The following is a 12,707-nucleotide window of genomic DNA, read 5'->3' as shown; positions in this document are numbered from 1 at the left end:
TTCAGTTCCTGATGGCCCAGAATTTCAGTTCAAGCTCGGCGAATTCGCCGGACACGTGGAACGCGAAGCCGCCGGAGCGCTCCAGTTGCGCCAGGTCTTCGGAACTGAGTTCGAGGATGAAATAGGTTTTGTTGGAGTGGAACGCGATCTGCCGCGGGGCCACCGGCAACGGTTTGACCTTGATACCCGGCAGGTGCAGGTTGACCAGTTGGCGGATGCGTTCCACCGGGCCGACCTTGAGGTGCGCCGGCAAGCGGTGGCGCAGTTCTTCGGAGTCGCAGTTGGCGCTGGCCGCGAGCACGAACGAGGCCGTGCCCAGCAGTTTGTGGTCGTGCAACGGCGAGACGATGATCCCGTACTGACGCGCTTGCAGGACCAGTTCGATGGCGTGCTGTTCGAGCACCATCGACAGCACCTGACGAATCGCCTCCATCAGCTTGCGGAAACTCGCGCCCTGGTCGCTGTGCTGGTAATGGCTGTCCAGGCGTGGGCGTTTGCTGTCGCTGGAGAAGGTCGCCAGATCGCCAAGCATGGTCAGCAGCGTGCGGTACAACGCTTCCGGGTGAACCTGCTCCAGACCCAGGTAGTGACGCAACAGCAGCTCGGTACGGTTGATCAGTTGCAGCATCATGAAGTCGCCGACTTCTGCACCACCGACCTTGCCGTTGGAGCGGATGCGCTCGGCGATGGTGTCGCCACGGTGACCGAGCATGCTGATCACCTCTTTGAGGCACGACAGCAGGTAGCTGGACGAATGCGCCTGAATGTAGGTCGGCACGAAGTCCGGATCGAGGCTGATCACGCCATCGGGCGTAGTGTCGAGCACGTCGCAGACCTTCAACTTCACGTAGGCCTGATCGCTCTGCTGCTCGCCGAGCAACAGCTTGAAGTCCGGGCGACCGCAGCTGACCTGGCTGGCGGAGTCGTCGCCGGCGTTGGAGTCGGCCACTTCGGCTTCGTACGCGGTGTAGCGCGCCAGCACGTCGGATTGCTCCGGACGGCGCGACTCGATGTGGTTACCGGTCACCAGTGGCAGTACCAGGTAGATCGGCGTGTTGCCGGTGTTCGGCGGCACATCCAGCGCCAGCGGCTCGGTGTTGCCGCCGAGTTCGAACAGGCTGCCGTCCGGCAGAATCCCCGAGGCCTGGCTGATCACCAATTTGCCCATGTTGAGGAACTGCAAATCGATGTCCAGGTTCAAGAAGCCCCAGATGCAGCTGCCCAGCAATTGGGTGCGGGTCTTCAACTGGTGGTCGTAGTAACGATCGTTGTGCTGGAAGTGCTGCGGACGCAGCAGCATGCCTTCCTGCCAAATGACTTTATGGGAGTTCATGATCAGTCATCCGCCTTGGCGAGCGTTTCGTTGCTGTTGCGAATACCGGCCTGGTCTAGGGTCAGGTCAGCCTCGGTGACTTCCACCGGCGTGACTTGCACCGTGAAGCGCCATTTGGTTTCCGGCAGGTCGCGGTAGGCCGCGAGGATGCCGACGTAACGGCTGCCCTCTTCCACGCTGAGCTTGAGCGAGAGGGTTTCACCCGGACGCAGTTCCAGTTCTTCGCTGGACACCAGGTCTGGGGCCAGGGATTCCTTGGCGCGCTCGTAGAGGCTGAAGAAGTCGGCGTTTTCGAAGGTCACCGGATGCTTGAGCTCGAACAGACGCACGACGATTGGCGACGGACGCCCGTTGAGGTCCGGGTTCAGTTGATCGCTGCCGGTGAGCTTCAGGTTGACTTTGGTCACTTTGGAATACGGCGACAGCGACGAGCAACCGGCCAGCAGCACCAGCACCGCGAACGCAGTCAGCATCTTGAGAAAAGCGGTCGAGCAGCGAGACATGCGCATCATCCTTGGTGGTCGGTGTAGAGGGTGGAGATCAGGCGAATCTGTTCTTCATAAGCCTGAGCGAAGTCGCGAGCCAGCAGCCGCTCGCTCCAGTCATCGTCCTGACGCAGGGCCTGGTGATAACGACCGTAGGCTCTCCAGCGGCTGCCGGACGTGGCCAGCAACGGCTTGTTATCTCGCTCGAAACGCAGGGTCAGTTGCTGCGGCGCGAAGTGCTCCAGCGTGCCGCGAACAGCGGCGCGGCTGGCGGTCAGCAAGGCCACCTGATGCGCCTGCAAATCGCGGAACGCGCGGGAGACCGACTGCTCGGCCGGCAACTGGCCCGGTTTGTTCGGCTGCAACAAAATGCCCAGCGCTTCGCTGGCATCGACGGCGGATTTCAGCGGGTTTCTGTTAGTGCCTTGCACGGTGGTCTGGGCCAGACGCAGCTCGTTTTTCAGTTCGCTGCGGGTGCGCAGGCTCTGCTGCAAACCTCCGACGCTTTGCTTGAGCAGGCGCGCAGCGTTCAGCGCCAGGGCTTCGCGAGCATCATGGTCGAGGCCTTTGAGGTCCACACCCAATGCGGCGCCGAAGTGCTCCCAGAAACCTTCGCTTTGATGCTCACGCGCTTTCGGCACAGGGCCTGGCGAAGGTTCGGCCGGGGCATCGATCAGCTCCGGGACCATCAGGCTTTCCATGTCGATGCGCGCGTAGTCGGCGTGTTGACGAGTGTCCTCAATGGTCGTGCTCGGAGTGATCAGCTCTTCAATTTCCGAGTACACGCGCTCTTGCTGATCAAGGGCGTTCAGCGGATCGAGGTCGAGGAACGCGTCATCCGGGATGGTGCTGCCCGCTGCTTGTGGGCGACCGACTTCCACATCAAAGGTTGCCGGGTCGCGCACCATTCGCGCACGGATCTCGAAATCACCCAGCACGTAGACGCTGCCATGTTCGATGCGAATTGCTTCGCCCTTGCGCAGGCGTGCACCGCTTTCGCTGTCCTGAATACCGTTGCTGCTGGTATCGGTCAGGAAAAACGTGCCTTCGCGGTAGCTGATCATCGCGTGGTGGTTGGACAGGTGACGCTTGCGGTCCGGGATGATCCAGTCGCAATCCTCGCCCCGGCCAATCACGCCACCTGCCTCTTTGAAGGTCTTCTGGCACGACTCCGTGGGCACGAATTGCTTGGTGTTGAGCATTTCGAAAACCAGTTCCATGGTGATACTCCTTGCGGTCACTTTCCGCGATTGACCGCCTGCGGATCACCCAAGGGGCGATAGGTGTTGTCGTTGAATTTGTAATTGCCGTTGCAGCCGCCGAGGCCGCAAAGAACGACGAGGGTCAGCAAGACGGCTTGCCAGTGACGAACAGACATCAGAGGGTCTCCAGAGGTAGACAAAGCACAAAGCGCCGGTCCATTCGGGCGGCGCTGAAATAAGCAGACGAGGTGAAGTCGGCGGTCTGTTGCCTAGCCATCGAAGTCACCGTAATGGATGTTCAGGCGCCCGAGGCGGTACAGCAGCGTGCGGCGTGGCAGGCCGAGTTCGCGGGCGGAGAGGGTCTGGTTGCCGTCGTTTTTGCGCAGGCAATCGAGCAGCAGACTGCGTTCGACCCGCTCCAGGCGTTCACGCAGGTTCAGGCTGCTGTCTTCCGGCATGGCTTCCATGCGCAGGGAGAAATGTTCGGCCAGCAACTCGCCGCCCTCGCACAGCAGTACCGCGCGTTCGACCAGGCCTTTGAGTTCGCGCACGTTGCCGGGGAACGCATAACCGGACAGGTGATCCAGTGCCGCATCGGACCAACGCACCGCATCCCGTTGCAAGAACGAACAGGCCTTGTCGGCGAAATGCCGGGCCAGATCGAGGATGTCGCCTTCGCGCTGACGCAGCGCCGGCAACTCGATCGGAAATTGCGCGAGCCGGTAGTACAAGTCCTCGCGGAATTTGCCTTCGCTGACCAGTACCGACAAATCCCGGTGCGTCGCGGCGATGATGCGCACGTCGATCTTGTGGGTGTCGTTAGAGCCCAGCGGGCGGATCTCGCCTTCCTGCAACACGCGCAACAACTTGGCCTGCAGCGACAACGGCATGTCGCCGATTTCATCGAGCAACAAGGTGCCGCCATTGGCCGCGTCGAACAGCCCGGCGCGGTCGCGATCAGCACCGGTGAAGGCACCTTTGCGGTAGCCGAACAACTCGCTTTCCAGCAGGTTCTCGGGGAACGCCGCACAGTTCTGCACGATGAACGCCTGGGAACGGCGTGGGCCGCAGTCGTGAATGGCGCGGGCAACCACTTCCTTGCCGGTGCCGGTTTCGCCGCGCAACAGCACGGTGTACGGGCTGTGCAGGACTTTGCTGATCAGCGAGCAGGTTTCTCGCATGGCTTTGCTTTTGCCGATCAAGCCGTAACCACTCGCGTTCGGGACGCTGGCTTTGAACGGTCTTGCATCACCCGTTGGCAGACGCAGACGGTGCAGCAAATGCAGTTGGCCAAGTACGAACGAGCCCAGCTGTCCGAGGGAATCGGCAAAGCCTTGCAGGTCGATGTGCCGGCGGCTGGCGCACAGCAACAAGCCTTCGACAGCCTTCTGCTGATTGACCAGCGGCACGCACAGCAGCGACTGCCAGGGCGTGGCCTGCGGTGGCAGGAAGCTGGTTTCGTGCAGGCTGCCGCTCAGTTCGCCGAGGCTCACCACACGGTTCTGGCACAGGGCGAATTGCAGCAGTTGTTCACCGTTGTAATCCGCCGGCAGGCTCGCCGATTCGCGCGGTTGCAGAATGCCGTTCAAGCACTCGGCATTCATTCCCAGGCACGTGTGGGTCGCGTCCAGCAGATACAGCTGCGTCAACTCGCACCCGCTGAGCTCCGCCACCCCGCGCACGAAGTCACCCAGCAGCGCAGCGCCGTCCGCCGCCCGCGACAGGCTGGCGAACTGCGCCAGCAAGGCTTCGGCATACACCAGCGGCTGCGGCACTTGAGTGAACATCACACCCACCTCAGACGAACTCGCAGGTCACGCTGGCGCCACCGTCGAGCGTCGCGTGGACACGCTTGAGGCTTTCCCCGGTGGCCATCGCGTCTAGCAAGCGGTCGGCCACCAGCGGCAGTACGTGCAGGTCCAGCAAGTGGTCGATCAGGCGTGCGCCGCTGTCGCTTTGGGTGCAGCGTTCGGCCAGGTGATCGACGAGGTCTTGCGAGTACGTGAAATCCAGCTGGCGACGGTTCAGGCGCTCGCCCAAACGACCGAGTTTGATTTCGATCAGCTCGCGCAGCACCGGGCCGCCGACCGGGTAGTAAGGCACCACACGCATGCGCGCCAGCAGCGCCGGTTTGAAGTGTTTGCTCAGCACCGGGCGAATGGTTTCTTCCAGCACTTCGGCGGTCGGCCGCGCGCCGTTTTCGCAGAGTTCGCTGATGCGGTCGCTGCCCAGATTCGAGGTCATGAGGATCAGCGTGTTGCGGAAGTCGATCTCGCGCCCTTCGCCGTCGTTGGCCACGCCTTTGTCGAAGATTTGGTAGAACAGGTTCAGTACGTCCGGGTCGGCCTTCTCGACTTCATCGAGCAGCACGACCGAGTACGGCTTCTGGCGCACGGCCTCGGTGAGCATGCCGCCCTCGCCGTAACCGACGTAACCCGGTGGCGCACCGATCAGGCGCGACACGGTGTGCTTCTCCTGGAACTCGGACATGTTGATGGTGGTGATGAAACGGTCACCGCCATACAACAAGTCGGCGAGGGCCAGCGCGGTTTCGGTCTTGCCGACGCCGCTCGGGCCGACCAGCAGGAACACGCCAACCGGTGCATCGGGTTTGTTCAGGCCGGCAGCGGTGGCGCGCATCGAGCGGTCCAGTGCGTGAACGGCTTGTTCCTGACCACGGATGCGGGTGCGCAGGTCAGTGGCGAAGCTGGCGACCTTGGCGTTGTGTTCGCGGGCCAGTTGCGCCAGCGGCACGCCGGTCCAGGCGCTGACCACTTCGGCGACCAGGCGCGGGCAGACTTCGAAGCTCACCAGGCGTTCTTTGACCTGCAGCTCGGTCAAGGCTTTGTGAGTTTCGTTGAGCGCGGCCTCAAAGGATGCGACATCGTTAGCCGGCGTTTCGAGGGTTTCGATCACGGTGCCTTCGGCGTCTTCCTCAACCGTGACGGTCGGTTCGACAGCAGCCGCTTCACGGGCCTTGGCCAGTTGCTGGCGTAGATCCAGCAAGCGCTCGGCCAGTTTTTTCTGTTCAGTCCAGAGGGTTTCCAGTGCGAGCATTTCAACTTCGGCGGCCGCCAGACGATCTTCCAAAGCGTCCAGCGCTTCGTGATCGATCAGCAAACCGGCCTCGGAATCACGACGCAGCGCCTGACGCTGACGCCCCCCTTCTGCCAGTTCGCCACGCAGACGTTCAAGGCTCTCCGGCGCAGCGGCGAGGCTGATGCGTACGCGGGCGCACGCGGTGTCGAGCACGTCGACCGCCTTGTCCGGCAGCTGACGACCGGCGAGGTAACGGGCGGACAGTTCGGCTGCCGCCACCACCGCGTCATCGCGCAGGTAGATACCGTGGCTCTTCTCGTAAACCTGAGCCAGGCCACGGAGGATGGTCACCGCTTCGCTGACGGTCGGTTCGTGCAGTTGCACCGGTTGGAAACGACGAGCCAGGGCCGGGTCTTTTTCGAAGTACTTCTTGTACTCCGCCCAAGTGGTTGCAGCGATAGTGCGCAACTCACCACGGGCCAAGGCTGGCTTGAGCAGGTTGGCCGCGTCGGAACCGCCGGCATTGCCGCCTGCGCCGATCAGCGTGTGGGCTTCGTCGATGAACAGGATGATCGGTTTCGGCGACGCTTTGACTTCATCGATCACGCCTTTGAGACGACGTTCGAATTCACCTTTGACGCTGGCGCCGGCCTGCAACAGGCCCATGTCCAGCGACAGCAACTCCACGCCTTTCAACACTTGCGGCACTTCACCGGCGGCGATGCGCGACGCCAGGCCTTCAACGATCGCAGTCTTACCGACACCTGCTTCACCGACCACAATCGGGTTGTTTTTGCGGCGGCGGGCGAGGATGTCGACCATCTGCCGGATCGCACCATCGCGGCACAGCACCGGGTCGAGTCCGCCGTCGCGGGCCTGTTGAGTCAGGTTGTGGGTGAAGCGCTCCAGCAGCGACTCGCCCGGCACAGCTGGTTTGCCGGTGGCCGGTTGCTCTTTCTGCGACAGGGCGAATTCTTTCAGGCGCTCGATGTTCAGCTTGGCCAGCAACGACTGATAGCGGCTGCCGGCGTAGCGCATCGGGTTGCGCAGCAGTGCGAGGATCAACGCGGCGTGCTCGACCTGGCTCTGGCCCAGTTCAAGGTTGGCCACCAGCAACGCATCTTGCAGCCACTGCACCAGTTCCGGGGCGAACACCGGGTTGCGCGAAGCGCTGTGCTCGACCCGCGATTGCAACGCGGCGCTCAGCTCGCCGGCATCCACTTCGGCGTCTTGCAGCGCGCGTGCGAGCAGGCCTTGCGGGTGCTCCAGCAGGCCCAGCAGCAAGTCTTCGACGAGAATCTTGCTGCCGCCACGGGCGACGCAGCGCTCGGCAGAACTTTCCAGATCACGACGGGTTTCGGCGTCCAGCGCCTGGATAAGTTGTTGCAGGTCTACGTTGATCATTGGTCATCTGTCCTTAATGAATTTTGCTGCCCAGGGTCACCACGCCGTCCGCTTTTTCGCGGCCCAGCCAACTGGTCCATCCCAGGCGACAGGCGTTCTGCTCGCCGATGCGCAGTTCGCGAATTTCTTCCTGGCGCAGCACCAGGCGAATGTCGTAGTCGAGCGGGTCACGCAGGGTGAACCGCACCAGCGCGCACAGCGGTTGGTAGCCGAAACCGATCGGCAGGAATTCGTGAAAGCGTGGCCAGTCGAGTTCGCGTATGTGAATGCGGAACTTGCCGCTGCGGTCGCGCACGTGTTCGCCCAATACCAGGTCTTCACCGAGCAGGCTGTTGGCGCGGCCCAACCGATTGCGCTGCTCGTCGAGAATTTCCACGCGACGCTCGATGCACTGCTCGATGGTCAGCTCGGCGTGCTTGAAGTAGTAACGCAGCACCGCTTCTATCAGCGCCGCCGAGTGCGCGCGCAAGCTGAGCAAGCCGAGGTACGGCAGCAGGCGTTTCCAGTTCAGTTCCTGGGCCTTGCGGATCTCTTCGCCGCCGAGGCCAATCAGGGCAAACAGTTGCGCCGAGAACGGATCGAGCGCACCACTCTGGAAGCTTGCTCGGTAGCGGTACTTGCGCCAGATCGGCAGCATCAGCCGTTGCAGGCGATGGTGAAAAAGGTCGAGAAAATTGCGGGTCGGGTTGCCGTCTTCGCTGTCGCCCAACGCCTGCTCACCGTAGAACGCCGGCAGCGGTGAACCGGAACCGACCAGGCCGATCAGGTTGAACCGCAGGCGCGCGCGCACCTGTCCGTGCTCGCGGAAAAACTCCACGCGATCAACGTCACTGCCAGGGAAACCCAGGCTCGGGTTGGCCTGGAACTCCAGCTGATCGTAAAGGTCGTCTTCGCTCAGGTGCGGGTGGGCCTCGCGCAGCCGGTCAACCACCAGCAGCACGGCCTGAAACAGCGAGTACTCGCGTATTCCTCGGGTCAGTCCGCTTAAAGAAGCGGCTGCAGGCCCATACGTGGTGTCCATTGGTACACCTCTCCTTGTGTACTTTTTACCCGCAGCTCGTGGTACGAATTGAGACTGGCGTAAAGCGCGAAAAACTCGTTGAGCACCGAAGCGAACACGAACAGGTCGCCCTCGCCGATATACCCTTGCGGGTCGATGGTCAGCTCGGTGCGCAACCCGCGAACCGGCAACCCTCGGTGCAGTCGATCGACATGCTGGTGCTTGATCGACTTGAGCCCGCCGAGCAGGCATTTGCTGACTTTTTCCGCGTGTTGGTCGTAGTAGCGCGGCAGGTCGTAGGTTTCGAGAATCACCTTCAACGCATTGACGTCGGCCAACGACAGGTAGTTGAGCGACATGTTGCTGATCAGCTTCCATAGGAAGTCACGGTTCAGCGGCGGCGCGAAACTTGAAGTGGCCGGGGTAATGTTGCGGAAGCTCAGGAACTCCGGCGTGTTTTCGCAGACCTTGCAGATGTCGCCGAGCTTGAGTTTGCGCGGCAGGTTCTGGTTGGTGCACATCAGCTCGATCGACAAGGTTTCGTGAGCTTCGGTGTGGCGGATGCCGAAGCTCAGGTACGTGTCGAGGCCGTCGTGCAGCAAGGAGGAACGCTGGCGAATGCTGTAATGCGGACGGCTGTTGGGCACGTCAAAACTCGGGTCGTGCTCGAAGGACTCGAACGGCACGTACTCCTGATAACCGAGGCCGCCAGGCTTCCAGCCGGTCACGGTCTCCACCGAGAACACGCCGCAGTTTTGCAGATCGAATTTGGCCGGCAGCAGCAGGTATTCGTCCTGCTTGCCGTCGAGGCGGATCGGCAAGGCGTCGTGTTTGAACAGGTTGACGATGGGCGTGCAGTAGAGCTTCACGTTGTCCAGGGTCGGACGCATGCGCATGATGCCGCTCTTGCGAATGTCGAAGCGCAATTCGAGGCCGCGCATTTGCTTGAGCGCGTCTTCCGGCAACGCTTTGAGCAGGTCCAGTCCGTTGACGTCGACGAAGAGGAATTTGTCCTGGAAGGCGAAGTATTCCTGCAAGTAGCGGTAACCGCGGAAGGTGTTCAGCGGATACGGGATCATCGCTTCTTCTTCGGCAAAACCCACCGGCTGCACGCGGTCACCGGGCATCTTGAACGCCATCGGCGTGCCGTTGACGCCGTTGATGGGCTTGCCGGCGCCGTCCAGCGGGATCAGCTCGATGCCTTCAAGGTTGCGCAACAGGCTCAGGTAAAGCATCTGGCTGATGTAGCGCTCGCCGGCGAAGTGCAGACGCAGACGGCTCAACTCAAGCTCACCGAGATGACCCTCAGCACTCATCTCCAGACGCATGCTCAACAGCGAACCATCGCCCTTCACCGAGTAATTCAGCGCGGCCAGGTCCAGCGACAAGACTTCGGTCGGGTAGCAGGTGCGGAAGCGGCAACGCACGTCATCGATCGGCACGCTCTCAACCGGCGTGTCGCGCTCGACCATCAACGCAGGTCCCGAACGTTTCAAAGGGTCGAACTGCAAAATGCTGAACGCCGGCAGTGGGCGCATGTAGTTGGGCCACAGCAGGTGCATCAGGGAATGGCTGAGCTCCGGCAGTTCGTCATCAAGCTTCTGACGCAGGCGACCGGTCAGGAATGCGAAACCTTCCAGCAACCGCTCCACGTCCGGATCCCGCCCGGCCTGCCCGAGGAAAGGCGCCAACGCCGGGCTACGCTCGGCGAATCGACGACCTAACTGGCGAAGTGCTGTGAGTTCACTTTGGTAGAAGTGGTTAAAGGACACGCGCAATACCTGTTTGTCGTTAGCTGACGTTGACTTGACCGCTGCCATCCAGGCGCGCGGTGAAACTGATCTGGCGCTTGAAACCATCAACTTCCAACAGGCCTTCGATACTGAAGGACAGGCGAAGCTGATCGTGTTCACGCGGCAGGGAGATGACACGCACCTCGCTCAGGCGCGGTTCGTAGGCTTCGACGAAGCTTTCGATGGCCAGGCGGGCCTGACTCAGGGAGTCGTGCAGGCTCAGGCGCATGTCATTGAGATCGGGTAACCCGTAGTCGGACAGCGTTTGCACGCTGCCCGCACGGGTGCTGAGCATCTTGGCCAGATGGGCAGCCACGGAAGCCATGGCGGAGACCTCGCGGCTCCAGCCGACGCGTTTGTCCGCGTCGCCACCCAGGCGTTCGAAAAGGCTGCCGTATCCAGTCATGAGTCAGGCTCCGCTTACTCTTTGTCCAGCTTGCCAACCAGCGACAGGGTGAAATCGGCACCCATGTACTTGAAATGCGGGCGCACGTTCAGGCTGACGCGGTACCAGCCAGGCTCGCCTTCGACATCGCTGACGATGATCTGGGCAGCGCGCAGCGGACGACGGCCACGGACTTCGGCGCTCGGGTTTTCCTGGTCGGCCACGTACTGGCGGATCCACTTGTTCAGTTCCAGCTCGAGGTCGGTACGTTCTTTCCACGAACCGAGTTGCTCGCGCTGCAGCACTTTCAAGTAATGAGCCAGGCGGTTGACGATCATCATGTAGGGCAGTTGGGTGCCGAGCTTGTAGTTCAGTTCTGCGGTCTTGCCTTCTGCGCTGATGCCGAAGAACTTCGGCTTCTGCACCGAGCTTGCGGAGAAGAACGCCGCGTTGTCGGAGCCTTTGCGCATGGTCAGGGAAATGAAACCTTCCTCGGCCAGTTCGTATTCACGACGGTCGCTAACCAATACTTCGGTAGGAATCTTGGTCTCGATTTCGCCCATGCTTTCGAAGTGGTGCAACGGCAGGTCTTCAACCGCGCCACCGCTTTGCGGGCCGATGATGTTCGGGCACCAGCGGAATTTGGCGAAGCTGTCGGTCAGCCTGGTGCCGAACGCGTAGGCAGTGTTGCCCCACAGGTAGTGCTCATGGCTGTTGGCGACGGTTTCCTTGTACACGAACGATTTGACCGGGTTTTCTTCCGGGTCGTACGGGTTACGCAGCAGGAAACGCGGCACGGTCAGGCCAAAGTAGCGGGAGTCTTCCGACTCGCGGAAGCTCTGCCATTTGGCGAATTGCGGGCCGTCGAAGTGATCTTTCAGATCCTTCAGGTCCGGCAGGCCGGTGAAACTTTCCAGGCCGAAGAACTTCGGGCCGGCCGCGGCAATGAACGGCGCGTGGGACATGCAAGCCACGCTGGACACGTACTGCATCAGTTTCACGTCCGGCGAGCTTGGGGACATGAAGTAGTTGGCGATGATCGCGCCTACCGGCTGACCACCGAACTGACCGTATTCAGCGGTGTAGATGTGCTTGTACAGGCCAGCCTGCATCACTTCCGGCGAATCTTCGAAATCGTCCAGCAGGTCTTCTTTGGAGACGTTGAGGATTTCGATCTTGATGTTTTCGCGGAAGTTGGTGCGGTCGACCAGCAACTGCAGGCCACGCCACGACGATTCCAGGGACTGGAAGTCCGGGTGGTGAAGGATTTCGTCCATCTGACGGCTGAGCTTGGCATCGATCTCGGCGATCATGCGGTCAACCATGGCTTTCTTGACCGGCTCACCGTTGTTCTGCGGCTTGAGCAGCTCTTCGATGAACGCCGACACGCCGCGCTTGGCGATGTCGTAGGCTTCGTCGTCCGGCGTCAGGCGGGTTTCGGCGATGATGCTGTCGAGAATGCTGTATTCGCCGTTCTCGTTACTTTTTTGTTGCGCTGCACTCGTGCTCATTTTGGCTTCCTTGGCTGATGAAGACTCAGGCGTCCTGGGCGGCGGCGTTCAGGCCCAGCTCACCCAGTACGCGACTGCGGGATTCGTCGTCGGCGAGAACGCCTTCGATGGCTTTGCGGAACGCAGGCGCGTTACCCAGTGGGCCTTTGAGGGCCACCAGCGCATCGCGCAGTTCCATCAGTTTTTTCAGCTCGGGCACTTGCTCGACCAACGAGGCCGGGTTGAAGTTTTTCATCGAGTTGATGTGCAGTGTCACGGCCAGTTCTTCAGTGTCGCTTTCTTCCTGAAGGCGGTTCGGTACGCTCAGTGTCAGCTGCAGCTCTTGCTTGGCCAGCACTTCGTCAAAGGTCATTTTGTCGATGCTGATCGGCTTGCGATCTTCGACTTTGCGTTCGTCCTTGCGGTGGGTGTAGTCACCGATTGCCAGTAGTTTCAACGGCAGTTCGATCTCCTCCTGCGCACCACCGGTGGCAGGTTTGAAGGTGACGTTGATGCGTTCCTTGGGGGCTACCGAGCCTTCTTTGGCCATGGCTTTTCTCCTTGCGGTTGTGGCCC

General features: G+C 61.3%; 11 protein-coding genes. All 11 read right to left on the bottom strand.

Annotated features, from left to right (window positions below):
- Position 1: 1 nt before the first annotated feature.
- Positions 2–1,333 carry a type VI secretion system baseplate subunit TssK gene (tssK, locus tag F8N43_RS13480; protein ID WP_150653914.1) on the bottom strand — a complete coding sequence of 444 codons (1,332 nt, stop codon included), beginning with the start codon at positions 1,331–1,333 and terminating at the stop codon, positions 2–4.
- Between the two features lie 2 nt (positions 1,334–1,335).
- The gene (gene tssJ, locus F8N43_RS13475) at positions 1,336–1,836 is read right to left on the bottom strand and encodes a type VI secretion system lipoprotein TssJ (protein ID WP_150631326.1); all 501 of its coding nucleotides are present in this window, start codon (positions 1,834–1,836) and stop codon (positions 1,336–1,338) included.
- A 5-nt stretch (positions 1,837–1,841) separates the two neighbouring features.
- Positions 1,842–3,038 (bottom strand): type VI secretion system-associated FHA domain protein TagH, encoded by a 1,197-nt coding sequence (gene tagH, locus F8N43_RS13470; RefSeq protein ID WP_150653913.1) that lies wholly within the window; start codon positions 3,036–3,038, stop codon positions 1,842–1,844.
- A gap of 17 nt (positions 3,039–3,055) precedes the next feature.
- On the bottom strand, positions 3,056–3,196 hold the full coding sequence (locus F8N43_RS13465) for a type VI secretion protein (RefSeq protein ID WP_150631324.1): 141 nt from the start codon (positions 3,194–3,196) through the stop codon (positions 3,056–3,058).
- Between the two features lie 93 nt (positions 3,197–3,289).
- On the bottom strand, positions 3,290–4,807 hold the full coding sequence (locus F8N43_RS13460; RefSeq protein ID WP_150631323.1) for a sigma-54 interaction domain-containing protein: 1,518 nt from the start codon (positions 4,805–4,807) through the stop codon (positions 3,290–3,292).
- A gap of 10 nt (positions 4,808–4,817) precedes the next feature.
- Positions 4,818–7,463 carry a type VI secretion system ATPase TssH gene (gene tssH / locus F8N43_RS13455; protein ID WP_150653912.1) on the bottom strand — a complete coding sequence of 882 codons (2,646 nt, stop codon included), beginning with the start codon at positions 7,461–7,463 and terminating at the stop codon, positions 4,818–4,820.
- Positions 7,464–7,476: 13 nt separating this feature from the next.
- Positions 7,477–8,484 carry a type VI secretion system baseplate subunit TssG gene (gene tssG / locus F8N43_RS13450; protein WP_150631321.1) on the bottom strand — a complete coding sequence of 336 codons (1,008 nt, stop codon included), beginning with the start codon at positions 8,482–8,484 and terminating at the stop codon, positions 7,477–7,479.
- Complete coding sequence (tssF, locus tag F8N43_RS13445) at positions 8,448–10,235, bottom strand: type VI secretion system baseplate subunit TssF (RefSeq protein ID WP_150631320.1); 1,788 nt, start codon at positions 10,233–10,235, stop codon at positions 8,448–8,450. The genes tssG and tssF overlap by 37 nt, the downstream gene beginning before the upstream one ends.
- A gap of 19 nt (positions 10,236–10,254) precedes the next feature.
- Positions 10,255–10,662: a type VI secretion system baseplate subunit TssE gene (gene tssE, locus F8N43_RS13440; protein WP_150631319.1), complete on the bottom strand. Its 408-nt coding sequence runs from the start codon at positions 10,660–10,662 to the stop codon at positions 10,255–10,257.
- Positions 10,663–10,676: 14 nt separating this feature from the next.
- A complete protein-coding gene (gene tssC / locus F8N43_RS13435) occupies positions 10,677–12,152 on the bottom strand; it encodes a type VI secretion system contractile sheath large subunit (protein WP_150631318.1) in 1,476 nt (491 codons plus the stop codon).
- A 25-nt stretch (positions 12,153–12,177) separates the two neighbouring features.
- A complete protein-coding gene (tssB, locus tag F8N43_RS13430) occupies positions 12,178–12,681 on the bottom strand; it encodes a type VI secretion system contractile sheath small subunit (protein WP_150653911.1) in 504 nt (167 codons plus the stop codon).
- Positions 12,682–12,707 lie beyond the last annotated feature (26 nt).

It is taken from the genome of Pseudomonas fluorescens (assembly GCF_902498065.1).
In the GTDB taxonomy this organism is placed as follows: Bacteria; Pseudomonadota; Gammaproteobacteria; order Pseudomonadales; family Pseudomonadaceae; genus Aquipseudomonas; species Aquipseudomonas fluorescens_BJ.
Note: the sequence above shows the minus strand (reverse complement) of the source record. Positions and strands in the feature narration are given on the sequence as shown.